At 31.0% G+C, this 26,689-nt stretch carries 26 protein-coding genes; 12 read left to right on the forward strand and 14 right to left on the reverse strand.

Annotated elements, in window-relative coordinates; translation table 11 throughout:
• Positions 1–73 precede the first annotated feature (73 nt).
• Positions 74–2,857: an outer membrane beta-barrel protein gene (locus IFB02_RS08240; RefSeq protein WP_191072650.1), complete on the forward strand. Its 2,784-nt coding sequence runs from the start codon at positions 74–76 to the stop codon at positions 2,855–2,857.
• On the opposite strand, the gene IFB02_RS08245 is transcribed toward IFB02_RS08240, so the two are convergent.
• From IFB02_RS08245 to IFB02_RS08270, 6 genes are all read right to left on the reverse strand, one after another.
• Positions 2,854–3,330: a TPM domain-containing protein gene (locus IFB02_RS08245; RefSeq protein ID WP_106687758.1), complete on the reverse strand. Its 477-nt coding sequence runs from the start codon at positions 3,328–3,330 to the stop codon at positions 2,854–2,856. The genes IFB02_RS08240 and IFB02_RS08245 overlap by 4 nt on opposite strands.
• 91 nt (positions 3,331–3,421) lie before the next feature.
• On the reverse strand, positions 3,422–4,285 hold the full coding sequence (locus IFB02_RS08250; RefSeq protein WP_106687757.1) for a TPM domain-containing protein: 864 nt from the start codon (positions 4,283–4,285) through the stop codon (positions 3,422–3,424).
• Between the two features lie 8 nt (positions 4,286–4,293).
• Entirely contained in the window at positions 4,294–4,734 is a 441-nt protein-coding gene (locus IFB02_RS08255; RefSeq protein ID WP_106687756.1) for a TPM domain-containing protein, read from the reverse strand.
• 2 nt (positions 4,735–4,736) lie between these two features.
• Positions 4,737–5,324, reverse strand: coding sequence for a LemA family protein (locus IFB02_RS08260; RefSeq protein ID WP_106687755.1), 588 nt, complete (start codon positions 5,322–5,324; stop codon positions 4,737–4,739).
• Positions 5,325–5,336: 12 nt separating this feature from the next.
• The gene (locus IFB02_RS08265) at positions 5,337–5,666 is read right to left on the reverse strand and encodes a MerR family transcriptional regulator (RefSeq protein WP_106687754.1); all 330 of its coding nucleotides are present in this window, start codon (positions 5,664–5,666) and stop codon (positions 5,337–5,339) included.
• On the reverse strand, positions 5,666–6,637 hold the full coding sequence (locus tag IFB02_RS08270) for a M23 family metallopeptidase (RefSeq protein WP_106687753.1): 972 nt from the start codon (positions 6,635–6,637) through the stop codon (positions 5,666–5,668). The genes IFB02_RS08265 and IFB02_RS08270 overlap by 1 nt, the downstream gene beginning before the upstream one ends.
• Positions 6,638–6,808: 171 nt before the next feature.
• Between IFB02_RS08270 and alaS the strand changes: the two genes are divergently transcribed.
• The 7 genes from alaS to IFB02_RS08305 all read left to right on the forward strand — a co-directional run bounded on the left by alaS (position 6,809) and on the right by IFB02_RS08305 (position 16,693).
• Positions 6,809–9,424, forward strand: coding sequence for an alanine--tRNA ligase (gene alaS, locus IFB02_RS08275; RefSeq protein ID WP_191072651.1), 2,616 nt, complete (start codon positions 6,809–6,811; stop codon positions 9,422–9,424).
• Between the two features lie 22 nt (positions 9,425–9,446).
• Positions 9,447–10,415: a GSCFA domain-containing protein gene (locus IFB02_RS08280; protein ID WP_106687751.1), complete on the forward strand. Its 969-nt coding sequence runs from the start codon at positions 9,447–9,449 to the stop codon at positions 10,413–10,415.
• Positions 10,416–10,491: 76 nt separating this feature from the next.
• A complete protein-coding gene (locus tag IFB02_RS08285; RefSeq protein ID WP_106687750.1) occupies positions 10,492–10,965 on the forward strand; it encodes a hypothetical protein in 474 nt (157 codons plus the stop codon).
• Positions 10,966–10,978: 13 nt separating this feature from the next.
• Positions 10,979–12,868 carry a PQQ-binding-like beta-propeller repeat protein gene (locus IFB02_RS08290; RefSeq protein WP_106687879.1) on the forward strand — a complete coding sequence of 630 codons (1,890 nt, stop codon included), beginning with the start codon at positions 10,979–10,981 and terminating at the stop codon, positions 12,866–12,868.
• Positions 12,869–13,018: 150 nt separating this feature from the next.
• Positions 13,019–14,830 carry an ATP-binding protein gene (locus tag IFB02_RS08295; RefSeq protein ID WP_106687749.1) on the forward strand — a complete coding sequence of 604 codons (1,812 nt, stop codon included), beginning with the start codon at positions 13,019–13,021 and terminating at the stop codon, positions 14,828–14,830.
• A 348-nt stretch (positions 14,831–15,178) separates the two neighbouring features.
• On the forward strand, positions 15,179–15,820 hold the full coding sequence (locus IFB02_RS08300) for a response regulator (RefSeq protein ID WP_106687747.1): 642 nt from the start codon (positions 15,179–15,181) through the stop codon (positions 15,818–15,820).
• A gap of 264 nt (positions 15,821–16,084) precedes the next feature.
• A complete protein-coding gene (locus IFB02_RS08305; RefSeq protein WP_191072652.1) occupies positions 16,085–16,693 on the forward strand; it encodes a DUF4230 domain-containing protein in 609 nt (202 codons plus the stop codon).
• Here IFB02_RS08305 and IFB02_RS08310 read toward each other — a convergent pair.
• The gene (locus IFB02_RS08310) at positions 16,688–16,999 is read right to left on the reverse strand and encodes a rhodanese-like domain-containing protein (protein ID WP_106687745.1); all 312 of its coding nucleotides are present in this window, start codon (positions 16,997–16,999) and stop codon (positions 16,688–16,690) included. The two genes, IFB02_RS08305 and IFB02_RS08310, sit on opposite strands and share 6 nt — an antisense overlap.
• A gap of 113 nt (positions 17,000–17,112) precedes the next feature.
• Here IFB02_RS08310 and IFB02_RS08315 point away from each other — a divergent pair, with 113 nt between their 5' ends.
• Positions 17,113–17,865, forward strand: coding sequence for an enoyl-CoA hydratase/isomerase family protein (locus IFB02_RS08315; RefSeq protein WP_191072653.1), 753 nt, complete (start codon positions 17,113–17,115; stop codon positions 17,863–17,865).
• Between the two features lies 1 nt (position 17,866).
• On the opposite strand, the gene IFB02_RS08320 is transcribed toward IFB02_RS08315, so the two are convergent.
• On the reverse strand, positions 17,867–19,630 hold the full coding sequence (locus IFB02_RS08320; protein WP_191072654.1) for an aromatic amino acid hydroxylase: 1,764 nt from the start codon (positions 19,628–19,630) through the stop codon (positions 17,867–17,869).
• A gap of 116 nt (positions 19,631–19,746) precedes the next feature.
• On the opposite strand from IFB02_RS08320, the gene IFB02_RS08325 reads away from it, so the two are divergent.
• From IFB02_RS08325 to IFB02_RS08335, 3 genes are all read left to right on the forward strand, one after another.
• Positions 19,747–20,715, forward strand: a complete 969-nt coding sequence (locus tag IFB02_RS08325; protein WP_191072655.1) for a type I phosphomannose isomerase catalytic subunit — start codon at positions 19,747–19,749, stop codon at positions 20,713–20,715.
• Positions 20,716–20,747: 32 nt separating this feature from the next.
• Positions 20,748–21,035, forward strand: coding sequence for a Sec-independent protein translocase subunit TatA/TatB (locus IFB02_RS08330; protein WP_106687741.1), 288 nt, complete (start codon positions 20,748–20,750; stop codon positions 21,033–21,035).
• Between the two features lie 111 nt (positions 21,036–21,146).
• Positions 21,147–22,670: a S8 family peptidase gene (locus IFB02_RS08335; RefSeq protein WP_191072656.1), complete on the forward strand. Its 1,524-nt coding sequence runs from the start codon at positions 21,147–21,149 to the stop codon at positions 22,668–22,670.
• An 81-nt stretch (positions 22,671–22,751) separates the two neighbouring features.
• Here the strand turns inward: IFB02_RS08335 and IFB02_RS08340 are convergent, their stop codons facing one another.
• The 6 genes from IFB02_RS08340 to IFB02_RS08365 all read right to left on the reverse strand — a co-directional run bounded on the left by IFB02_RS08340 (position 22,752) and on the right by IFB02_RS08365 (position 26,664).
• On the reverse strand, positions 22,752–23,099 hold the full coding sequence (locus IFB02_RS08340; RefSeq protein ID WP_191072657.1) for a hypothetical protein: 348 nt from the start codon (positions 23,097–23,099) through the stop codon (positions 22,752–22,754).
• Positions 23,100–23,104: 5 nt separating this feature from the next.
• A complete protein-coding gene (locus IFB02_RS08345; protein ID WP_106676652.1) occupies positions 23,105–23,746 on the reverse strand; it encodes an O-methyltransferase in 642 nt (213 codons plus the stop codon).
• A complete protein-coding gene (locus IFB02_RS08350; protein WP_191072658.1) occupies positions 23,746–24,831 on the reverse strand; it encodes an amidohydrolase family protein in 1,086 nt (361 codons plus the stop codon). The genes IFB02_RS08345 and IFB02_RS08350 overlap by 1 nt, the downstream gene beginning before the upstream one ends.
• Positions 24,832–24,898: 67 nt before the next feature.
• Positions 24,899–25,390, reverse strand: a complete 492-nt coding sequence (locus tag IFB02_RS08355) for a 3-hydroxyanthranilate 3,4-dioxygenase (RefSeq protein WP_106676654.1) — start codon at positions 25,388–25,390, stop codon at positions 24,899–24,901.
• Positions 25,391–25,531: 141 nt separating this feature from the next.
• The gene (locus IFB02_RS08360; RefSeq protein ID WP_191072659.1) at positions 25,532–26,314 is read right to left on the reverse strand and encodes an SDR family oxidoreductase; all 783 of its coding nucleotides are present in this window, start codon (positions 26,312–26,314) and stop codon (positions 25,532–25,534) included.
• A 53-nt stretch (positions 26,315–26,367) separates the two neighbouring features.
• On the reverse strand, positions 26,368–26,664 hold the full coding sequence (locus IFB02_RS08365) for a hypothetical protein (protein ID WP_191072660.1): 297 nt from the start codon (positions 26,662–26,664) through the stop codon (positions 26,368–26,370).
• Positions 26,665–26,689: the final 25 nt, after the last annotated feature.

A 26,689-nucleotide genomic window follows, 5' to 3' on the forward strand; every position in this document is an offset into this window, starting at 1 on the left:
TACAACTAATATATTTTCGTTTTGGTTTTAAAGCATTCCTAACTATGCTATTCTATCAATCAAAAAACAACCAATGCGTAAATTATTATTTGTGTTAACTACGTTATGTAGTTTATCTTCGTTTAGTCAGTCTAAAGACTTTAAAATTTCAGGAACTATATTAGCCGAAGAGGATAATTCACCTTTAGAAGCTGCAACGGTGTACTTAGAGAAAGTAAAAGATAGTAGTCTTGTTACCTATACAATCTCTGATAAAAATGGAAGTTTTCAGCTAGAAGACCAAACGTCTGAAGGATCTTTAAACCTATTAGTGTCTTATGTAGGATATCAATCTATTAAGCAAAATATTCAGTTAGATAAAAAAGTCATAGACTTAGGCGATATAAAATTAAAGGTAAGTAGTAATGCTTTAGAAGAAGTGTTAATAAAAACTTCGGCACCAGTAACTATTAAAAAAGATACCTTAGAATTTAATGTGAAATCTTTTAAGACTAAAAAAGATGCTACAGTAGAGGATTTATTAAAGCAATTACCAGGTGTAGAAATTGACGAAGAAGGAAAAATAAAAGTAAATGGTAAAGAGGTAAATCAAATATTAGTAAACGGTAAACCATTTTTTGGGAACGATCCTTCTATTACTACAAAAAACTTGACTAAAGAAATAATAGAAAAAATACAAGTAGTAGATACAAAAACTAAAAGTGAAGCATTTACAGGCGAAGAAGGTAGTAACGAAAACAAAACCATAAACTTAACTATTAAAGAAGAAAACAATAAAGGTGTCTTTGGTCGTGTAGCAGCAGGAGCAGGAACCGATAAAAGGTACGAGTTTGCAGGAATGTTTAATAGGTTTGATAATGACCAAAGGTTTAGTGTATTATTAGGTGGTAATAACATAAATTCGCCAGGATTTAGTTTTGGTGAGATAGAAAAAATGTTTGGTGGTAATGGTAGTCGTAGTTGGAATAGTAATGGTTCTTTTAGTATTAATGGAAGGCAATTTGGTGGCGGACAAGGGATTACTACTTCTAGATTAGCAGGTGCAAATTTTGCAGATAATTATGGCGAAACTCTAGAAGCATCGGCAGATTATTTTTATTCTGGTAGCAAGTCTGAAAATGAAACGTCTTCTCAAAGAGAAACTATACTATCAGATTCTAGATTTTTCTCAAATTCTAATTCTAGATCAGAAAATAATACAGATAGTCATACTGCAAATGCAGAATTCGAAATTGAAATTGACACCACATTTATGATCAATGTAAGACCAAGATTTTCGTTTTCTAATAGCAATACAGATTATGTAAGTTATGACGAAACTTTAGATCAAGAATTAAACTTAACTAACCAATCTAATTTAAGTTCGTTTGTAGAATCTAAAGCAAATACATTTGCTAACGAGATTAGTGCAACTAAAAAATTTGGTGATAAAGGTGCATTTTTAAGATTAAATATAGACAATAGTTTTAATAGGAATTTAAGTGATGATTTTATTAATTCTATCACAGAAGTATATGGTGATTCGCCGCAAACAATTATAAGAGATCAATTTACAGATGGCGACAACAAAAGTTCTAACATCGCTACAGACTTAGAGTATAGATTACCTATCAAAGCAAAAGAATTCTTTTTAAGATTTGGTTACGAGTTTGAATATAATAAAGATAAAAACAGACAAAGTACGTTCGATTTTAACAACACAACCAATAATTACGATGCTTTTAATCAAGCATTAAGTACAGATTTTGAATATACAGATTTAAGAAATGCGCCAGGATTAGAATTAAGTTATCGTAAAGAAAAGTGGTCGGCAAGAATTGGTGCAGATTATGTGTTAAGAACTTTAAAAAATCAAGATGGATTAAGACCACAATTTAATGTAGAACGAGATTTTAAAGCATTAGAATTAAACTCTAGTTTTAGATATAGTTTTAGTAAAAAATCATCTGCATTTATAGGCTATAATTTAAGAAATAGACCGCCATCTTTAAGACAATTACAAGCTTTTGAAGATGTTTCTAATCCATTAAATACAGTAGTTGGTAACCCAAATCTAGAGCCAACAAACCAACATAGTATTTACGCTAATTTTAATTCATACAATTGGCAAGAAAAGTCTGGTTTTTTCATGTATTCTAGTATATCTGTAGATAGAAATGCAGTAGTTTCTAGAACAACAATAGATCCAGAAACATTAACAAGAACAACAACTTACGATAATGTAAATGGTAATAAAAGCGGATATTTTGGATTTAGTTTTAGAAAACGCGTCAAATTAGATTCCTTACAATCTATTAGATTAAGAGTAGGAAGTTGGGGTAATTTTTCAGAAAATGTAAACTATAATAATAATGTGCAATACTCCAGTAAAGTATTAGGTGTAACTCCAGAATTAGGTGTAGATTATGTTTACAATAATATTTTTGAAATTAAACCACGCTATCGTGTATCTTTTACCAACAACAAGTTTGATATAGATGCTTTTGAAGATAGAAACTTTACATCGCATAATTTAGCTATAAACACTGCGTTTTTCTTACCCAAAGGTTTAGAGTATAGAAATGATATTAACTATAATTACAATCCAAATGTAGCAGATGGATTTCAAAAAGATGCATGGTTTTGGAATGCAAGTATATCATATTCAGTATTAAAAGATCAAGGATTACTAACTTTAAAGGTTTACGATTTACTTAATCAAAATACCAATGCAAGACGTACAGCAACCTTAGATTACATTCAAGATACGCAAAGTACAGTTTTAAAACAGTATTTTATGCTTAACTTTAGTTGGAAGTTTAATAGCTTAGGAGCTAAAGGTGAAAGTGGTGATGGCGGAATGTATTTTCTAGATTAATACCATTTACTTTTAACTGAATCTAAAGCGTGTATAACGCCTTTATAATACATCTGATTTTTAAAATTTGGAATAAGTGTAGATTCAATTAAATGATAACAAATACTATCGGTCAAAATAGTTTCAGTACCATATCCTGTAGCAAAAGCAACTTGTCTGTTATGTATAGCTATTAAAAGTAATAATCCATTGTTTTTATCTGCTTTTCCAACACCTAAGTTTTGCGCAATATTTGTCGCATGTCTTAAAACTTTTGTGTTTTTTGGTAAAGAATCAATGGTCATTACACAAATTTCATTAGTAGTTAGTTTTTCATAATTTAAAATGAAATTAGTAAGCGAATCCTGTTCAATTTTAGTGAAAATATTAGCGTAATCTTGAACAACTGCTTGGTTATATGTTGAGGTTTGCTTAGGTTTTGTTTTACAAGAAATACAAAAAATGAAAGCTAAAACAAAAATGAAATGTTTCATCAAAAGAATTTATATTGAAATTTAGAACTAATTGCAATTAAGACTATTAACTGCAACTGAGACTAAGATAAGACTACGACTGTAAAGAGAACTACCAACCACCAGAAGCGCCGCCACCGCCAAATCCGCCGCCACCAAAACCGCCGCCAAAGCCACCAGAACCAAATCCGCCACCAGAAGATCCACCAAAACCGCCACCAAAACCGCCAGAACTTCTTCTATAGCCGCCACGACCAGAATTACTTAAAATAATAGCTTCTAAGATGTCTCTTGTATCATTTCTACCGCCACCAAAGTTGTCGCCATTACCGCCATTTCGTTTGTGTTTAGATATGGATATAAGAATAATAATAAAGATGATAATCAAAAAGAAAATAACTCCAACAGGAAAATCACCACCAGAACTTTGTCTTGTGCCTTTATATTCGCCCTTTAAGACTTCAAAAATAGCATCCGATCCACGGTTTAAGCCGCCATAATAATCGTTTCGTTTAAAATAAGGGATAATGTCTCGCTCAATAATTCTGCGTGACATCGCATCGGTTAATAAATGTTCCACACCGTAACCCGTTGCAATCATTATTTTACGGTCATCTCTGGCTAATAAAATAAAGACACCATTATCTTCTTTTGCTTGACCAATTCCCCATTCATGAGCCCATTCTGTCGCTAAATAATTGATATATTCACCTTTAGTAGATGCAATGACAGCAACAACAATTTGTGTAGAAGTGCTATCAGAATATTTAACTAATTTGTTTTCTAAAGTGCTTTTTTCTGAAGCAGATAATAAATTAACGTAATCGTATACACTAGTTTGAAAATCTGGTTTTTTAGGAATTTCAAATTGAGCAGAAACTTTAACAAACGATAAGAAAGTGAATAAAAGAAAAAGTTTCAATACTCCTTTTTTAAGTAAGCGTAAAGATTGACTACTGACTACTGAATATTGCATACTTAATTTTATCCTTTAGAAATCGTATTAGAAAGTTGATTTGGATTATCGCTTTGGGAAGGAAAATGAACTTTTAATTCCTGACCAGCTTGTAAAATACCGTCTACTAATCCTTGTTTAAAATATCCTTTCTTAAAGTGGTTTTGTATGGTGTTTTTTGTGTTGTCCCAAAAGTTATTAGGTACAACTTTATTAATGCCTAAATCACCATAAATACAAAATTTATGATCCATAACAGCGACGTAAATTAACACACCGTTGCGCTGTTTAGTGTTATTCATCTTTAATAAAGAAAACACTTCTAATGCACGAAGTTCTATTGGTGTATTACAAGTGTTTTCTAGATGAACTCGTATTTCTCCAGACGTGTTTTTTTCAGCTATTCTTATAGCTTCAACAATTTCTTGTTCTTCAATTGTGGTTAAAAATGCTTCTACGTCTTGAGACATTATTATTTAAAATCAAATTCTACATCTGGTGCTTTATCGCTGCCTTCTTCAGCTTCAAAATAAGCTTTCTTTTCAAAACCAAATACGCCAGCTAACAAATTGTTAGGAAATGTTCTAATGTGTTTATTGTAAGGTTTTACAGTTTCATTAAATCTATCTCTTGCTACATTAATTCTGTTTTCTGTACCTTCTAATTGGCTTTGTAATTCTAAAAAGTTTTGATTTGCTTTTAGATCTGGATAACGCTCTACAGTTACTAATAATCTAGATAGTGCACTGCTTAATCCACTTTGCGCTTGGTTAAATTGTTGTAACTGTTCTGGAGTAATGTTAGTAGGATCTATGTTTACTGCAGTAGCTTTTGCTCTAGCGTTAATTACAGATTCTAGAGTGCTTTTTTCAAAATCTGCAGCGCCTTGTACTGTTTTTACAAGATTACCAATAAGATCACTACGTCTTTGGTAAGAGCTTTCTACTTTTCCCCATGCTTCTTCTACATTTTCTTCTAATCCGATGGTCGAGTTATATACTCTTACACCAAATAGTATTGCTAAAGCGATTAATATTATTGGAACAAGCCATTTTTTCATGATACGTTGGTTTTAAAGTTGTTCTTTTAGTTTTATAAGTTGTTGTTTTACACCTTCTAATTTAGATATTATTTCAAAATTATCTAGTGTTTTTTTCTTTTCTTCTTTTAAATGAATTTTTGCACCGTCCAAAGTAAATCCTCGTTCTTTTACCAAATGGTAGATTAACTTTAAGTTTTTTACATCTTCTGGAGTAAATTTACGATTTCCTTTAGCGTTTTTTTTTGGTTTTAAAACGTCAAATTCTTTTTCCCAAAACCGTATTAAAGATGTGTTTACATCAAATGCTTTGGCAACTTCACCAATAGAGTAATACCTTTTTTCTGGTAAATCAATTATCATTAGTCTAAAGATTGGTTTTCTAAAGAAGCGCGTTCTAATAATTTGCTAAATTCTTCTGGTGTTAAACTTCCGTAATAGAAGTTTATTGGGTTAATACGTTGGTCGTCTTTAAAAATCTCGTAATGTAAATGTGGCGCTTCACTACGTCCAGTGCTACCAACAAAACCAATTAAATCACCACGTTTTACTTTTTGGTTTTTCTTGACATTGTATTTGTAAAGATGCGCATATAAACTTACGTAGCCATAGCCATGATCTATTCGTATATGTTTACCGTATCCAGAACTATTACTGTCTGCTCTTACAATTACGCCATCACCAGCTGCATAAATTGGTGTACCTCTTGGAGCAGTAAAATCCATTCCCCAATGCATTTTACGTTGTTTGGTAAATGGGTCTGATCGCATACCGTAACCAGAAGCCATTCGGGTTAAATCTTTATTATTTACAGGTTGTATCGCAGGAATAGAAGCTAATAATTTTTCTTTTTCTTCTGCTAAAACAGCAATTTCATCTAAAGATTTAGATTGTACCACAATACGTTTTAAAAGCTTGTCTATACGTTTGTTGCTGTTAATTATTAATTCAGAGTTATCAAAACCTTCTAGTTTTTTATAACGGTTTACACCACCAAAACCTGCTTTACGTTGTTCTTCGGGTATTGGATTGGCTTCAAAATATAATCTGTAAATGGTGTTGTCGCGTTCTTCAATATTTGCAAGTACAGTTTCGGCTTGACTCATTTTTTTATTTAATAAGTCATATTGAAATTCTAAGTTAGTCAACTCACGTTTTAACGCTTTTTCTTTAGGCGATTCTATGTAATGACCAGCAATGCTAACAAATAAAAAACCAAATAAAGCACTAGCAATAAGAAATAAAGTAATGTACTTAATAGTACGTCTTTTTTTACGCTCTATTTTCTTGTAAGAAAGCGTTTCGGAATCATAATAATATTTTACCTTACTCATTACTTAATTTATACTATTTTTGCGTTCTAAAATATGATTAAGTTGTTGTTTAAAACAAAATTGTTAACGAACAAACTTACAAAAATATTTCAGTTTAAAATTAAGTAAATAAAACTAAAGTCTTTAATTTACATATAAATAGTTGTTATAAAGACCTTTTAAAATAATAATATGAATTCTCAAGACATTCGCTCTACCTTTTTAGATTTTTTTAAAAACAAAAAGCATAGCATTGTGCCTTCTGCACCAATGGTTTTAAAAGACGATCCAACCTTAATGTTTGTTAACTCTGGTATGGCACCTTTTAAAGAGTATTTTTTAGGCAATGCACAGCCAAAAAACAATCGTATTGCAGATACACAAAAATGCTTAAGAGTATCGGGTAAACATAATGATCTTGAAGAAGTTGGTTACGATACCTATCACCATACATTGTTTGAAATGTTAGGTAACTGGTCGTTTGGCGATTACTTTAAAAAAGAAGCAATTGCTTGGGCTTGGGAATTATTAACCGAAGTCTACAAAATAGACAAAGACATACTTTACGTCACTGTTTTTGAAGGTAGCGATGATGCAGATAACCTAAATATGGATACCGAAGCTTATGATATTTGGAAAGAATTTATAAGCGAAGACCGAATTTTAAAAGGAAATAAAAAAGATAACTTTTGGGAAATGGGAGATCAAGGACCATGCGGACCTTGTAGCGAGATTCATGTAGATATTCGTTCTGCAGAAGAAAAAGCAAAAGTAGACGGTAAATCTTTGGTAAACGAAGATCATCCTCAAGTGGTAGAAATATGGAATCTTGTCTTTATGCAATACAACCGTAAAGCAGATGGAAGTTTAGAAGAATTACCAAACAAGCATATCGATACAGGTATGGGATTTGAGCGTTTATGCATGGTGCTGCAAAACAAAACTTCAAATTATGATACAGACGTATTTACACCATTAATTAGAGAAATTGAAACCATAACTAATAAAGATTATGGTAAAGAAGATAAAGTAGATGTAGCAATTCGCGTTATTTCAGATCACGTCCGTGCTGTAGCATTTTCAATCGCAGATGGACAATTACCAAGCAATAATGGAGCAGGTTATGTGATACGTCGTATTTTACGTCGTGCGGTACGTTACGGCTTTACTTTTTTAGATAAAAACGAACCATTTATTTACAGGTTAGTTAATGTTTTAGTTGAAAAAATGGGGCAAGCTTTTCCAGAACTAAAAGCACAAAAACAACTAATAGAAAACGTAATTAAGGAAGAAGAAACATCATTTTTACGTACGTTAGAGCAAGGATTAACCATTTTAGATCGTATTGTAGAAACAGCAAAAACTAAAGAAATTTCAGGTTCTAAAGTTTTTGAACTTAAAGATACTTACGGTTTTCCTGAAGATTTAACTGATTTAATTTTACGTGAAAAAGGATTTACGTACAATAAAGAAGATTATAAAAAACGTCTTGAAGAGCAACAATCTAGAGGAAGAAAAGCATCAGAATTAAAATCTGACGATTGGACCATTTTAATTGAAGATGAAGAACAAGAGTTTGTTGGTTATGATACTCTAGAAACTAACGTAAAAATTACCAAATACCGTAAAGTTACCTCTAAAAAAGATGGCGAGATGTACCAATTGGTATTTAACTTAACACCATTTTACGCAGAAGGTGGCGGACAAGTTGGTGATAAAGGTTATTTAGAAGATCAGCATGGCGATGTAGTATATATTTTAGATACTAAAAAAGAAAACAATATCGCTATACATTTAACTAAAAATTTACCTGCTAATATCACAGAGAAATTTAAAGCAACTGTAGATGCTAAACAACGTTATAGAACCGAGTGTAATCATACAGCTACACACTTATTACATCAAGCACTTCGCGAAATTTTAGGTGATCATGTAGAGCAAAAAGGAAGTGCAGTGCATAGTAAGTATTTGCGTTTTGATTTTTCTCATTTTTCTAAAATGACTGTTGAAGAATTACGTGACGTAGAAAACTTTGTAAACGCAAGGATAGAAAGTAAATTACCATTACAAGAGCAACGCAACGTACCAATGGAAAAAGCTATAGAAGAAGGTGCTATGGCGTTATTTGGTGAAAAATATGGTGATGCTGTTCGTACCATTAGATTTGGACAATCTATAGAATTATGTGGTGGAACTCACGTAAATAATACAGCAGATATTTGGCATTTTAAAATCGTGTCAGAAAGTGCTGTTGCTTCTGGGATAAGACGTATAGAAGCAATTACTAACGATGCGGTAAAATCTTATTACCACGATAATAATCGTGCATTTTTTGAAATGAAAGATTTACTAAACAACGCAAAAGAACCAGTAAAAGCACTGCAAAATTTACAAGAAGAAAATACAGCCTTAAAAAAACAAATAGAACAGTTGTTAAAGGATAAAGCACAAAATATAAAGGGACAATTAAAATCTGAAATTAAAGAAATTAATGGCGTTAATTTCTTAGCCAAAAAATTAGATTTAGATGCATCTGGTATTAAAGATTTATGTTTTGAATTAGGAAATCAATTTGAAAATCTGTTCTTAATTTTTGGTGCTGAAAATAACGGTAAAGCTTTGTTAACATGTTATATTTCTAAAGATTTAGTAGAAAATAAGTCTTTAAATGCAGGAAAAGTTGTTAGAGAATTAGGACCTTTAATAAGAGGTGGCGGCGGCGGACAACCGTTTTTTGCTACTGCAGGTGGACCACATGTAGAAGGTATAGAAAAAGCATTACAAGAAGCTTTTAGATATATACAATAGCTAATCGCTGTTTTTATTTTAAATGAATTTTTACACTAAAATACCACTTAGTCCTATACCAAATAATCAAATAGATTATAAGTCTAAAGTGGTATTATTAGGTTCTTGTTTTGCAGAAAATATCGCAAAAAAGTTTGAGTATTATAAGTTTAATCATGTGGTTAATCCTTTTGGTATTTTGTTTCATCCAATTGCGATAGAAACCTTAATTAAAAAAGCATTAACAGATCAAAGTTATACCGAAAAAGATTTGGTGTTTAACAACGATAAATACCATTGTTTAAATGCACATTCGTCTTTAAGTAATACTTCCAAATCAGAATTAATACTTAGCCTAAATTCAATATTACAAACAACTAAGCAAGATGTAAAAGAGGCTTCGCATATTGTAATAACTTTAGGTACTGCTTGGGTTTATCGATTTTTAAATACACAACAAGTAGTCGCTAATTGTCATAAAATATCACAAAAACAGTTTAAAAAAGAATTACTTTCTACTGTTCAAATAGAACGAAGTTTACAAAGTTTAGTCTCTTTAATTAGTTTAGTAAATAAAAATGCGCGTATTATTTTTACAGTTTCGCCTGTAAGACATATTAAAGATGGTTTTGTAGAAAATGCGCGTAGTAAAGCCAATCTGTTAACAGCAATTCATGATTTTTTAGATAAAAGTATTGTCTTAAAAAAAGAACAACTGCATTATTTTCCTTCGTATGAAATAATGATGGACGAGCTAAGAGATTATAGGTTTTATAATCAAGACATGCTTCATCCTAGTGATTTAGCCATAGATTATATATGGCAAAAGTTTTTAAATGTTTGGGTAGATCCTAAAACACAATCAACATTACAATTGGTAGAAGATGTGCAAAAAGGCATTGCACATAAGCCTTTTGATCCTAGCTCTTCAGCACATGTAAACTTTTTGAAGCAATTAGAATTAAAAAAAAATCAACTAACAACACTTTATCCTCACATCACTTTTAGTTAAAATACGCCAAATGACGTATTTATAATCTTCCAGTTTTATTTCAATTTTGGACCATAATTTTTAATCTAATTTTGAAATGAAAACTTTACAAAAATTACTTTTTCTATTATTATTTAGTATTACAACTCAATCTTTCGCACAAGATAAGTTAATGTCTCCAGAAGATGTGACTTCTAGTAGTCTTGAACAATTGTTTAAATCTGCATATATAAAAGTTTCAGAAGTAAAAGACTCTTATTTAAAAATAGAAGATGCTAGAACAGTCTATCTAGATATAGATAACAAAAAAAGATTTATAGGATTAAATACGGTTTATAATCTTCAAGACAATGTTTCAAAATCCGAAATCTTAGACATTTTTAATACCATAAATAAAGAAGTATTAATGGTCAAATGTTATTATAATGAATCTTCAAATACAGTTTCTTTTTTCTATCATTTTTGGATGGATGGAGGATATTCAACAAAAACATTAGTTAGTACAGTAAAATTGTTTCAGCAAGCAGTTAGCCTAGCATTAACAAAAGATGTTGAAAATAAAATATTTTAATACGTACAAGATCATGAATAATTTAAAATTACTTTTAATCCTTTTTTGCACGCAAATAGTATTTGCTCAAAGGGCAGAACAACCAGATCAAACTTATAATCTTGGTGCTTCAATAAACGAAATGACATTAACCGTTGGTGGCGTTTTAGTGGTTGCTACAAACGATGGGTTAGTAGGTATAAATCCAGAGACAAATTCGCCTGTTTTTACATTTAATAATTTTGGTAAGTTAACACCAGAAGAAACGTTGTTTGTAGAAGATTCTCCTTACATAATAGTTTCTCAAGGTGCAAACTCTAAATTAGCAGGGATAACAAAAACCAAAAGAGCGGTAATTAATTATGTGTCTGGTAAGGTTATCTTTAATTCTGAAGACGATAACTGGAACCAAATTTATACCTGTAACATCATTTTACCAGACAATAAGTTAGTAGTAAGTGGTATACAAAAAACTGGTACAAAAGCCGAAAAGATGACACCTAAAGTAGCTGTTTATAATTTAAGTAATCAGCAATTAGATTTTAGTTTTTTCTTAGATAAACCAGGTAGAGTTGGCGTAGCAAAAGATTTTAGTGTTACAGGTGTACCTTTGTTGTTAAAAGATTTTTTAATCGTGCCAACAGCACAAGGTTTAATAGCAAAATCACATTCAGGACAAGATTTATGGACTACTAAAATTAAAGGCATAAATTGGATGGTGTCTGATAAAACTGAAAAAGAAATTTACGGTTTTGAGACTACAGTAAATGGAAAAAATACAAGAATTCATAAAATAGGAGCCGATGGTAAAGCGCTTTGGCAAGACGATAGAAAAGTAAAAGGTATTGTTTCTAATTTTGAAATTTTACCACAAGGTATTGCTGTAGTAAGTAATAAAAGTGATGGTGGAGACAAAAGTGTGTTTTCTCAAAAAAACGAATCTGAAATCGCTTTTTTAAGTGCTAGTACAGGAGAAGATCTTTGGGAAAAAGCACCAAAGACCAAAGGTTATGTTCAGCATTTTTATGTTCAGGAAGATGGAATTTTATTTGGGATACAACAAGGCGGAATAAACAAGATTTCTTTTAATGGCGAAACATTATTTAAAAAACCATTAAAAACAGGAGAAAATATAATGGTTATGGCAAATTCGCCGCAAGGATTAATATACATTACTAGCGAAGATGCAAATATTGTAAACTTAAAAACAGGAGATCAAGTTTGGGATAAACCTTTAAAATATAAAAATTCATTATCTGTAGCATCAACTTTTGATTCGGCAAATAATAGATATTTAATTGCAGCAGATGGTACAATTTTTAGTATAGATGCTAACTCTGGTGATGCTCAAGAATTTTCAAAAGTAAAATTTGAAGAAAAAGAAGAGCCTAATGAAATGGAAATGAGAAACGGAAATATTTATTTAGCGTCTTCACAAAATATGATGGTTTTAGATAAAGATGGTAATCAAGTGTATCATCAATACTATAAGTCACCATCAAAAAGTGGTTTCATGAAGGTTTTATCTGGTGTAGTTGCTGTGGCATCTACAGCTATGACTATGGCACATTCATATCAAGCAGGATTAAATAAAACAAGATATGGAAGCGCAAATAATTTAGATAATTACAACGATTTTGGTAAAGAAAATAAAAGAGCTGCAGATATGTTTGCATCTATCGCAGATCAATCTTTTAAGATCATGTCACAACGTTTTAAAGCAACAGCAGCAACCGAAAATTCTCAATTTATCCTAACTAAATTAGACGATGGTGTTGGATTAGTAAAAGTAAATAAAGATACAGGTAAAGTTGATAAAGAAATTGTGTTAAAAGATAAAAAACCAGAATATCATGTAGATGAAATTGCTGGCGTACTTTTCTACAAAGCCAATAAGGATACCATTTATGCCTACAAATTATAAGCTGTAAATGTAAACATATAAAAACGCGCTATTAATCGGTAAACACCAACAAAAAAGTAAGTTAATCTTACAAGTTGGTGTTTATTTTTTAGTTTTTTTTGAAATCTAAATTTATTAAACTTTCTTTATAAGCCTTTAAACTAACTATTTATGCATCGCTTTACAGTAATTTTTTTCATTTTATGTCATTTTTTAAATGCGCAAACTAATTCAACTACAATAGATAGTTTATATACTTCTTTAGATACGCAACAACCTAAACAGGTAATACAACAAATAATAGATTTACCTTATGGTACTTTTGTATCTCAAATAGATAAATCTGAAGTTCTTTTTAAAAGAGGAATTGAATTAGCAACAACAACTGGCGATAGTGTTGCTTTGGGTGAAATATTATTTAAATACGGTCAATTAAAAGCATATCAAAATAAATTTGATCAAAGTTTAAACTTAACACTAGATGCTATTCGTATTCTAGAACAACAAAACAGCTTAACAAAAGCAGGTATTGCTTATGGCGGTTTAGGTTACAATCTTAAAACTAGAGATATGCAAAAAGGGTTGTATTATATGCGTAAAGGCATAAAATATTTAGAAGAAGAAAACAACCTGGAAGCTATTAATCCTGTGTATGATAATTATGGTGTTTTATTAAGTATGTCTAAAAAAGTGGATAGTGCTTTGTACTATCAAAAAAAGTCTTTAGCAATTAAAAAGACGCTAAAAGATAGTATTGGTTTGGGTTACGGTTATGCCAATATTGCAAATACTTATGCCGAAAAAAGTAACTATCAATTAGCAAAAGTTTATGTAGATAGTTCTTCTTTAATAAGAACTAAAATCGCAGATAATTATGGAATTACTGTTAATTATGTTCATAAAGCTGAAATATTTCAACAAGAAAAAAACTATAAAAAAGCTATAGAATATTACAAAAAGTGTGCAGCATTAGCTAACAAGTATAACTACAAACACTTAGAACAATATTGTTACCAATACATTGCTTATTGCTATAAGCAGATGGATAATTTTAAAGATGCTTTGCAATATAAAGAGCAATATCAAGCATTAAAAGATAGTACAGATAATGTGCAGACAGAAAACAAAATACAAGAGCTGCAAATTCAATTTGAAACCGAAAAAAAAGAAAAGCAATTAGCGCAAGCCAAGTCGGATATTCTAGTTAAGGAAGCAAAAATTAAAAAGAGAACAACATTAATTTATTACGCTTTAGGATTAGCCTTGTTTTTAGGGTTAATAGGATATTTGGTCTATACACAGCAACGCTTAAAAAACAAACAGATAATAAAAGAAAACCAATTAAAACAAGCCTTAATAAAAATTGAAAATCAAAACAATTTACAAGAACAACGCTTAGCAATTTCTAAAGATTTACACGATAATATTGGTTCGCAATTAACTTTTATTATTTCGTCTTTAGATAATTTAAAATACTTCGATTTTACTAAAGAAAAATTGTATTCTAAATTCGATTCAATTAGCACATTTACAAGAAGTACAATTACCGATTTGCGCGATACAATTTGGGCAATGAATAAAGAAGAAATTACTTTTGAAGACCTAAAATCCAGAACAACCAACTTTATAGAAGCAGCAAAAACCTCTTTATTAGGTATTGATTTTGAATTTAATTATCCAAAAAATACCGATAACGTTAAACTTAATTCGCTACAAGGAATAGATGTGTATCGCATTATTCAAGAGGCAATAAACAATGCGGTAAAACACGCAAAAGCAACCAAAATAGTAGTCAATTTTGAGATTGAAGGTAATGATTTAAAAATCTCGATAATAGACAATGGAAAAGGGTTTGATCAATCAACAATAGAAGCAGGAAATGGTTTATCATCAATGAAAAAAAGAGCCAACGAAATTGATGCAGAATTTGAAATGAAATCATCCAATCAAGGAACACAAATTACTATAAAATTTGAAATGTAAACTATTAAATAGGGCAATTGCCTTATTTTATTTTTATGTTTTCAATTTTAATTTTGAGAGTAATATTTTTTAATCCTCTACAAAATGATCACTCTGTATGTTTTTTCTCTTGTACTAACAATTACACTAGTTTGTTGGCACAGTTTAATTTTAAAAGCAGCTCAGAACAAACATGAAATTTTAGTGTTGAGGTTATCAGAACAAATTAAAAGTCAACAAGAAAAAAAAGCATATTTAGATAAACAAAACTCTAACTACCATTTAAAAAATATTAATTTTAAATTGTCAGTTATCTTAAATCAACTAAGAGTATTGGAGGAAATATCTAACGCTAAATAATTTTAAAAAATGAAAATTGCTATAATAGACGATAACAGTTTTTTAATTTCTTCTATAAAAGAAAAGCTGTCTTTTTTTGAAGAAATAGATATCAAATTTACTGCCTTAAATGGAGCCGAGTTGTTAGAAAAGTTAGAGAAAAACCATAACCTTGATGCCTTATTAATGGATATAGAAATGCCTGTTTTAAATGGAATTGAAACTACTTTGGCAGTTAAAAAAAAGTATCCTCAAATAAAAATTATCATGCTAACCGTTTTTGATAACGACGAGAATATCTTTAATGCCATTAAAGCTGGAGCAGATGGTTACTTACTAAAAGATGTAAATCCTCATGAACTTTTTAATGGAATTGTTGATACATTAAATGGTGGCGCAGCAATGAATCCATCCATAGCTTTAAAAACATTAAAGCTTTTGCGTAATCCGGTAGATTTTGATCAAATACCAAAAGAAGATATACACTTAACAAATCGTGAAGTAGAAGTTTTAGAACAATTATCTAAAGGCTTAAGTTATAAGGTGATTGCAGATAATTTATTTTTGTCCCCATCTACAGTTAGAAAACACATAGAGAATATCTATTCTAAACTACAAGTCCATTCTAAATTAGAAGCCGTACAAAAAGCAAAGCGTAATAATTTGATTTAGAGGTAACTATTAAAACCGTAAATAATTGTAAGGCATTATTTACATTTTGTTAATTAAACTAATTAATACTCATTTTATCGAAAAAAAGCATAATCAATAAAAGATAATAGTAAATTTATAATGCTATTAATCAATTTTCATACAGCACCAATAAGACTAATTTTCAATCGGTTATGCTTGTTTTGGTGCTTTTTTTTATTTCGATTTTAAATCGAATATTTCTTCTTTAATCAAAGCTATACTTATTTTGTTTACTTTTAAATTATGAAAAAAGTTATACTTGGTATTTGTCTTACTTTGGTCGTTTTATTTGTGTTTAACAAATGTAAAAATGACCAAAAAACAGAAGTTATAGAACATTCTGCATTAATCGAAAAACAACTTAAAAATGTTAGTAAGTTGGTAGTGACAGAAGGTAACTTTAGTGAAGTATTTAGCTATAAAAAATCTAAAGCAATTTTTGGAGACTTGATAGAAGTAGAAAAAAAAGCTCTTGTCGTTGTTAATGCTGAAGTAACAATTGCTTACGATTTAAGTAAAATTGAATTTGATTTAGATGAAGAAAATAAGGTATTGACCATTACAAAAATACCAGAACCAGAACTTAAAATATATCCAGAATTAGAGTATTACGATGTACAAGCAGATTTTTTAGATCCTTTTCAAGCCGAAGATTATAACGCTATTAACAAAACGGTTAAACAGCAAATAGCAAAAAAAATAGAAGCGTCTAACCTTAAAAATAACGCTAAGGATAGATTAATTAGCGAACTTTCAAAATTTTATATTCTAACAAATAGTTTAGGTTGGACTTTACAATTTAACCAATCACCAATTAATAATCCTGAAGATTTTAATACGCTTAAATTATAAATCTAATTTTTTAGCAAGGTTAAGCCAGCCGCCACCATTAATAGCTTCAATTCCGTTTTTACTTAAAATTGCAGCAGCACTTCCAGATCGCATTCCGCTTGCGCAACAGGTAATTACCGGTTTGTTCCACTTCTTTATATCTGTTATTTTGGTAGGTATAGATTGTAAAGGAATATGCTTAGAACCAGGAATTGCACCAGAATCATATTCAGCTTTAGATCTCACGTCTAAAATAATAGCATTTCTATTTTTAAAATCGTTTAACTTTTCGTTTTTATTACCAAATAAGAAACCAAATAATCCCATAATTGCAGTTTAAATTTGTTACAAAAATACAAATTACAAATACTAATACTGTAACAATTGTTACTTGTATTTTAAACCCTTAAATTTGTAATTAAATAACTAAATTTAAAATTATGGCTCAAGCTTACGTCAAGCAATCACTTGTAAATCAAATAGCATTTATCGAATTTTTCACACCAGAACACAATGCTATGCCAAGTCCGATTTTAAAAGAATTAGCACAAGTAATCACTAACGCAGGACAAGATAAAAACGTTAAGCTAATTGTATTAAAAAGTGGCGGTGACCGTACGTTTTGTGCTGGAGCAAGTTTTAAAGAGTTAATTGCGATAGATAATCTGGAAGCAGGAGATTTATTTTTCTCTGGTTTTGCTAACGTTATAAATGCTATGCGTACCTGTGGTAAAATTATTATTGGTCGTGTGCAAGGTAAAGCTGTTGGTGGCGGCGTTGGTCTGGCTTGTGCAACAGATTATTGTCTAGCAACAAAATATGCAGCTATTAAATTAAGCGAAATTAGTATTGGTATTGGACCATTTGTGATTGAGCCAGCTGTTTCTAAAAAAATAGGAGCAACCGCATTTTCGCAAATGACTATTGATGCCGAAAACTTTTATTCGGCAGAATACGCTAAAGACAAAGGACTTTATGCAAATGTTTTTGAAACCATAGAAGAATTAGACCAAGCAGTAATCGAACTCGCAAATAAATTAGCCAATTATAATCCAGAAGCGTTATCAGAACTTAAAAACGTACTTTGGCAAAACACCGAAAATTGGGAGACGTTACTTAAAGAACGCGCCAAAATTAGCGGTAAATTAGTGCTAAGTAGTTTTACAAAAGAAAAGCTAGCTAGTTATAAGTAATTTAACTTAAAACAACTTCTTCATTTACAATTTTAATACCGTCATCTATTAAATGACCAATTTTAGGTCGGTTTTGTTTAATAGTTTCTAGATGGTTTAAAATAGAAGTACATAATTCTTTTTCATTGCCTTTAAAAGCTAATTCATACAACTCGACAGGTAAAAGCCAATCGTTAGGAAATTTATCTTGTAACTGCTCTAAAACTTTAGTTCTAGAAATGGTCTTATTTGTACCTTCTCTGTAATCTCTAACTTGTTTGTAAAGTGAAATAAGTTCAAGCTTTTCTGGCGATTTTTCTTCGTGAATGGTATTGCTACTAATTTTATGAGAAATCAGATCAAAACTATGCAAATCTGCAGGTCCAGAATATCCAGAAATAACCTCTTTTCCTACAGCCATATCATATTGTCCCCATTCAGGTTTAAATAAAACCGTATCGTTGTGTTTTACGGTACAGTTTTTAAAGCTTATTAATATAATTTTTCCTTGTAGGTTTCTAGTTCCCGTAATAATTTCTCCAGTTACGGTAATATTACCTTCAAATTCAAGCGTTACCGTTTCACCTTCATAAATGTCATATGCACGTAAATCTCTTGGCGACATATCTTCAATAGCAAGATTAATACCTTTTAATTTTCCTATTGGAGATCCAAAACCTTCTGGATGTTCTAAAGTACTATGTCCTACTAATTCTTTATCACGATTAGCCAATGCAGTTTTACCAGTGGTTTGTATGTAATGTACTTTTCCGTTAGTTTCTATAACATTAGTAAAAACTCCTGAAATTTGTAAACCTGTACTTAATTCTATTGTACCTAAAGCGTTACTTTCTATTAATTTATTTACTGCGCTTGCGCCACCAGTACGTAATGCCATAGTATTTGCAAACTCTTCTAAAACTAAGCTTAAGTGCGCAAAGTCAGGAGTGACAAATAGTTGTGGTTGCGGTTTTGTAATATCAAAATCTTGAAAAGTTGCCTCTATAGAATAAGGTAATTTTTTTACCTTATCGGTCATGCACCAAGCACTTTCACCAATAGAAGATAATAATCCAGCGCCGTAAATTTTAGGTTGTTCAATTGTACCAATTAAACCGTATTCTACAGTCCACCAATGTAAATTTCTTATTAAAGCCATTTCGCTTGGTTTGCCCATATTATGTTGTAAGTCTTCAACTTTTTTTTCGGCTTTATCAATCTCGTCTTTTGGCGTATTTGGCGCTTCTTTTATTATAGAAAGATGTCTTACAGCATCATATAATTCGTAATCTTTGGCGCTACTTATAGCTTTGCAACCAATTTCACCAAAACGTCTTAAATATTCTGCATATTCTGGATTTGCAATAATTGGTGCATGTCCTGCACCTTCATGAATAATATCTGGAGCAGGCGTATATTCAATATGTTCTAATTGTCTAATATCACTAGCAATAACTAAAACATTATAAGCTTGAAATTCCATAAAAGCATTAGGTGGAATAAATCCATCTACTGCAACTGCAGCCCAACCAATTTCTTTTAAAATACGATTCATCCCATACATATTTGGTATAGCATCAATACTAATTCCTGTTTGTTTTAAACCGTCTAAATAAGAATGATGAGCAACTTGGCTTAAGTAATCTACATTTTTTCGCATAGCATATCTCCAAACAGCTTGGTCTATTGCACTATAATCCTCATAATCTTGAGGTTTTATAAATTGCGTAAGATGTTTTGGTAATCGCTCTAAAATAGGATTTGTTTCGATATTTTTTAATGTCATTACTATAGGCTTTGTAATAGGTAAAAATACTAAAATTTACATAAATAGTGACCAACAAATAAAACTATAGTAAACTAAATAATTAATTTTATTTTTGTATTCTAAACACTTATAATATGTTAGTTCCATTAAAGTTTGTTCCGTTATTTAAATATAGAATTTGGGGCGGAGAAAAATTGAAATCTGTTTTAAATAAAGATTATGATAGTGATGCTATTGGCGAATCTTGGGAAATTTCAGATGTACCTAATGATGAAACTATCGTCGCAGACGGACAATTTAAAGGATATACTTTAAAGCAGTTAATACAAGAGTTTAAAGGAGAATTTCTTGGTGAAAGTGTTTATAAACAGTTTGGTGAAGCTTTTCCGTTGCTAATTAAATTTATAGATGCAAAAACACCGTTATCTATTCAAGTTCATCCAAATAACGAGTATGCAAAAACTCACCATAATTCTTTTGGAAAAAACGAAATGTGGTATATCATGCAAGCAGATCAAGACGCTAATATTATTGTAGGTTTTGAAAAAGAAATTGATAAAACACAATTTAAACAGCATTTAGAAGATAAAACTGTTTTAGATGTAATGCATCACGAAAATGTTACAAAAGGTGATGCGTTTTATATTCCAACTGGTCGTATACATGCAATTGGAGCAGGAGTTATGTTGGCAGAAATACAACAAACGTCAGATGTCACTTATCGCGTTTACGATTACGATCGTGTAGATAAAACCACCGGAAAAACAAGAGATTTACATACAGATCAAGCTTTAGAAGTACTAGATTTTAATGTAGAGAATAGCTATAAAACACTATATGATAAAGAATTAAATAGATCAAATACGCTAATTCATTCGCCTTATTTCAAAACTAATTTTTTACCTGTTAAGGGTGAAGTAACAAAAGACTATACAAACACAGATTCATTTGTAATATATATGTGTGTTTCTGGAGCGTTAAGTATTACACATGCTGAAAAAGAGTATGTATTACAAACAGGAGAAACCATGCTTTTTCCAGCGTCTATTAATCAAGTTTTGTTAAAGTCTAATAATGCAGAAATTTTAGAGGTATATTTTTAAGGACTAAACAAACAACTTAGTATATTTGTAGCATGATAAAGGCAACAACATTTTTATTTATAAGTACTCCAGAAGTGTTTTTTATTCTTGTGGTTGTAGTCATGTTATTTGGTGCTAAAAACATTCCTGAAATCGCTAGAGGATTAGGTAAAGGAATGCGTACACTTAAAGATGCGACTAACGATATTAAACAAGAAATTACCAAATCTGCCGAAAATCATGGCATCGATACCAGTATCACTAAAGATGTAAACGAAGAACTTAATAAAGTTAAAGACGATTTAGAACAATTTACTGGTTCTATAAAACGTAATAAGTAATTTTGTTTTTCGTATAAAAACTTCAGTTAAATTAATTAATTCTTAATTTTAATCAATTATAATTATTAAATATTCATATATTTAGGTAATTAACCATTTAAACCTATATGTATGAAAACCTTTTCCCTTAAACTTTTTACTTTACTTTTTGTATTCCTTACAATTCAATCTTGTCAAGACGAACCCATTCTTAATGATCAAGAAGAATCATTATCAGAAGAAGCAAAAGAGCCATTATCTGTTCAAGAAATAAATACTATTATAACAAATAGTTTAGAAACTACTGGTGATTTTGATTGGAGCCAAGTAGATGCACATACACTTTGGAGTGCAGTTACACACGGTAATAATATTTTAACAATAGGTTATGGTCAAGAAGACGAATATTTTAGTGAAGTAAAATCTGAAAGACTAAAACAAAACCTAGAAAATATTCTTCAAATTGTAGAAGCTACAGAAGGATATAAACGAAGCGAAAAAACATTAGTAGAGCACGATATTATTAATGTTATCGATGTTCAAGTTGAAAATTTTGAAACAATAAAACGCTTAAAATCAATCAATGGTGTTAGGTATTTAGAGCCTAATGGATATAACCAATATTATTCTACTAACACTAGTAGTCAACGATCTTTGTCAGATTCTGGCTGTTCTAAAAATGGAGAAACTATAAATTCTGCACATTATTCTACAGTAGCGCCAAATAATGCGCAAGTGTCTTGGCACTTCTATCAGCACAATATTCCACAAGCATGGAACTATTCAACAGGATCAGGTATTACTGTAGGATTAATAGATACAGGTGTATCTCAATCTCAAACATTATTAAATAGTTCTGGATTTAACGACGGATATTCAAACGGTCGTTTTGTTCAAAAATATGGAACATTTATAGATTCTTCTTGGTGGTGGAGTAGCAATTATGATGGTCCACATGATAAATGTGGTCATGGTACACAAATGGGATCGACTATTGCAGCGCCACGTAACGATAACGGAATGCCAGTTGGTGTTGCTTATAATGCAAACCTTGTGGCTTACAGAGCTACGGAAGATGTAGTTTTAAATGATTATCACGAGCGTAAAGGTGTAAGTGATGCATTAACTCAATTAGGAAACAGAAGTGATGTTAAAATAATCTCGATGTCAATAGGTTATCCGTGGTCAATTGGTAATATAAAAGATGCAGTTAAATACGCATACAGTAAAGGAAAATTAATTTTTGCTGCTGGAGGAACATCAACTAGTTTTACCAATTGGTATGGTGTTATTTTTCCGGCAACTATGAGCGAAACAGTTGCAGTAACTGGAATTACAGATGGCGCTTATTATGAAACTTGCGATGTTTGTCACGAAGGTGATAAAATAGATTTTACTATCGTAATGGAAGGCGATAACAATACAAGTAAACATCCGCCAGTTTTAGGATTTTATAACGGACAAAGACAATATACAGGCGGATCTTCTGTAGCTACTGCAACAACAGCTGGTATTGCTGCATTAGTTTGGTCTAAATATCCAAGTTGGAGTAGAAGCCAAGTCTTAAATAAACTAAAACAATCTGCACATCTATATCCAAATAAACATTCTAGTTTTGGTTACGGAACAATAGATGCTTTACAAGCTGTACAATAATTAAATTGAAATAAGTCACAAAAAAACCTCTTCAAGTTGAAGAGGTTTTTTTGCTTTTAAAGAGAGTAATTACTCTTAGTTTTAATTGAATTGTTTAGGATTTCTTATATAGCAAGCAAAAATGGTTGAAATCACAATTAATGCTGCGACCTCAAAAGGTTTATCCTTATAGATATGTATAAATACTATAAGAGTCATGTAAAGAGATAGTAAAAAAGTTCCTATAAACATCGTCTTGTTATAAAAAAATAATATCACTGAAACAAGTAAGAAAATCCCAGTAGAAATCATAACACTTGAATTAGAAATCACCTTTTCGGTCTGATTTGAATCAATAATTTTATCTACAGCATTTAATATATAAAAAATAGAGATTGCTACTGTTGGTAGCCATTTCAAAATTAATATTATGATATCTCTTAACTTCATAAAACCTATTTTTTTCTACTAATAGTCAATCCATCACGTATTGGTAGTAAGACAGTTTCTATGCGATGGTCGTCTTTTAAAAGTGTATTAAACTCTAAAACAGCTTTTGTAGATGTGTCTTTTTCGTTTAAAGGCTCAACCACTTTACCGTGCCATAAGACGTTATCCGATAGAATAATTCCGCCAGGATTTAGCTTTTCAATAATTAAATGAAAGTAATTTACGTAATTAGGTTTATCGGCATCAATAAATACTAAATCAAATGTCATATCTAAAGCAGGAATAATATCTAAAGCACTTCCTGTATGCTGAATGATTTGATCTCCATAAGCCGATTTGTCAAAATATTTACGCTGAAAATCATGCAATTCTTCATTAATATCTATAGTATGGATTTGACCATTTTTATCTAAACCTTCAGCTAAACAAAGTGTAGCGTAACCTGTAAAAGTACCTAATTCTAAAATAGTTTTTGGACGCACTAATTTAGAAATCATGCTTAACACACGACCTTGATACGGTCCAGAAAGCATAATTGGTTGTAAAATTTTTTGGTAGGTTTCTCTAGTTAGTTGTTGTAGTAATTCAGGCTCTTCTTCAGAATGTGCAACAACATAATCGTCTAATTTTTCTGGTAAAAAATACATTATCCTAAAATTCGCTTATATAATTTATCTTTTTCAGCTTCATCATTTCCGCAAAGCCAACGTATTACATTGTCTTCCCATATTGCATCACGTTCGGTTTCATTAATAATATCTCTTTCTATAGCTAGATCTAGTATTTTACCAGGATAAGAACTTTGTTTTACGCTTTCCATTTCACCTAAAGGATATGGATCGTCTAATCCCATTAAGACTTGTTTAGATGTTTGATTTTTAATCAATAATTGAAGTCCGCCAGTATCATGTACCAATGTATCAAAGAAAATATTAGGATGCGCTACAGCTTTTCTTGGGTGATGTTTACCTTCAAATAAATCTGGTCTCCCATCAAAACCTTGTATGCGTCGTCCTAAATTAATCTGTGCCAATTGTCCGCCATGCGCAAAACAAGTTCGCATGTTTGGATATTTATCTTGATAGCCATTTAAGGTTAAAAAGTGATACGCATCTGCACATTGTGCTAACATCCAAATCAAATGAAATCGCCACGAGGTATTTTCTAATTTAATAAATTTTTCACCATCGTACGGGTGAATTTCAACAGCTAAATTATATTTATTGGCCAATTCAAAAATAGGTTCGTTTTCTTCATCAAAAATACAACGCCAAGTCCCAATCGTATCCATGTAATGCGTTGGTAGACACAATAAACGCATACCTAATTCTTCCACACAACGTTCAATTTCCCAACAAGCACCACGTACAAATCCTGGATGCACTACAAATCCTGTCGTAAATTTACTTGGATTTTCATGCTGAATTTTAGCATTAAAATCATTTTGAAAACGTAAGGCTTGCTTCATTTCTTCAACACGCAAACCATTACCATATAACTGAGATAAGTTTAGCACAACTGCATGGTCTATTTTGTTGCGCTCCATCCATTCTAATTTTTCGTTTAAGAAAAAACTAGAATCTGTAATAGGTCTATTCCAATCTTTTTGAAGCATGTATTTACGGTCTTTATCTACCCAAAAAATACCTTTATCCTTCATAAATTGCGGAATTTCTTCCGGATAAGGCAGTAAGTGTGAATGACCGTTAATTCTTAGTTTGCGTTTGCTCATTTGTTTAAGGGATTACCAAATCTTAAATTTTAGTAACTGTTTTTGTGTTGATTAGATGTAATTTGATTTATTTTTTAAAAGCACCTTTTTTAACCATATCGTTATAACGGTCAAAAATAGCAGGCATATCAGTTTCTATATTATCAAGCATAAATTCTTCTTCATAAATCAAACTTGTATCTTCATCCGAGTACCATTGTAACTTATCCATAACACCTTCTGGTCTTGGATATTCGATCACCAAACCAACAGTGTTTGCACTACGTTGAGGTGAATGTGGTACTTTTGGCGGTAACACAAAAATTTCACCTTCTTTAATATGAATATCTTTTGGTTTACCATCTTCAATCACTTTTAAGACCATATCACCTTCAATTTGATGGAAAAATTCAGGTGTTTCATTATAGTGATAATCTTGTCTATCGTTTGGTCCACCAACAACCATAACAATAACATCGGCATCTTTCCAAACCACTTTATTACCAACAGGTGGTTTTAGTAAATGACGATTTTCTTCAATCCATGCTTTAAAATTAATAGGCGGAAATAATTTGCTCATAATATAATATTTTGGGCGTTACCCTATCGGGTCAGGCTTTCAAGGCTCGCTCTCTGCGAGGAGCTCAAACAAACCTTTCAATCCTTAACGCAGATTCATCAATTCAATAAAATTAAGAATAATATTTTTGAAATATTAGGCTTATAAACTTTTTGTTCTACCACCATCAACCGGAAGGTTAATTCCGTTAATGTAACTCGCTTTATCACTTGCTAAAAAGGTGATTGCTGCAGCTAATTCTTCTGGTTTTGCAAAACGTTTTGCTGGTACAGCGCTTTTCATAGCATTAGCAGATTCTTCTTCTGTTTTACCAGTTTTAGCGCTTTTGTTTTTAATAATTTCAGTTAAACGTTCTGTTCCTGTTGCTCCAGGTAACACATTGTTTACAGTAATACTAAACTGTCCAAGCTCGTTAGCCAAGGTTTTGCTCCAGTTGGCTACAGCACCACGAATGGTATTACTTACACCAAGTCCATCTAATGGCTGTTTTACAGAGGTAGAAATTACGTTAACAATACGTCCATATTCTTCATCTTTCATAAACGGAACAACAGCTTGTGCCAATACATGATTACATTTTAAATGTTGTGTAAAAGCGCTTTCAAATTCTTCAATTTTTGCATCAAAAACTGGTCCGCCAGCTGGTCCACCAGTATTGTTTACCAAGACATGAAATCCGTGATTATTCTTAATATAGCTTTCAACTTTTTCTTTTAATTCCATCGGATTAGAAAAATCGGCTACGATATAATCGTGGTTTCTGTGTTTTGGTAATTCGTCTAAAACAGCTTTTAGCTTGTCTTCGTTTCTTGCTACTAGTGTAATATTTGCACCTTCTTCAGCTAAAGCTAAAGCAGTTGCTTTACCAATACCTGCTGTGCTACCACAAACTAGTGCGTATTTGTTGTTTAGTTTTAAGTCCATAATAACTTCCTGCGTAGGCAGGAATCTTTTTTAATGTTAATTGGAAGTTATATTTAATTGACTTCCAACTGTAATAATAAATACTTTTTATATCCAAAGGTTGTCCTATATAGAGTTGACCCTTTACCTTTCATTAACTTTATATCGATATCTTCTATAAGTTCTACTTCTAAGATATTTGAAGTACACCAATCAATTTTTGCTTGAAAATAATGTTTACCATAAGGTAACTCTAGTTTTTTTATTTCGCCATTATTTATTTTTGTGAATAATTTACCATTCACTTCTAACCGAATTTTCCTAAATCTATTTTCGTATTCACTTATTCTATTAAACGTAACAGTAGGCATTAAAATAGAGTTTCAAGTTGAAATT

The sequence above is a fragment of the Mesoflavibacter profundi genome, assembly GCF_014764305.1.
GTDB lineage: Bacteria > Bacteroidota > Bacteroidia > Flavobacteriales > Flavobacteriaceae > Mesoflavibacter > Mesoflavibacter profundi.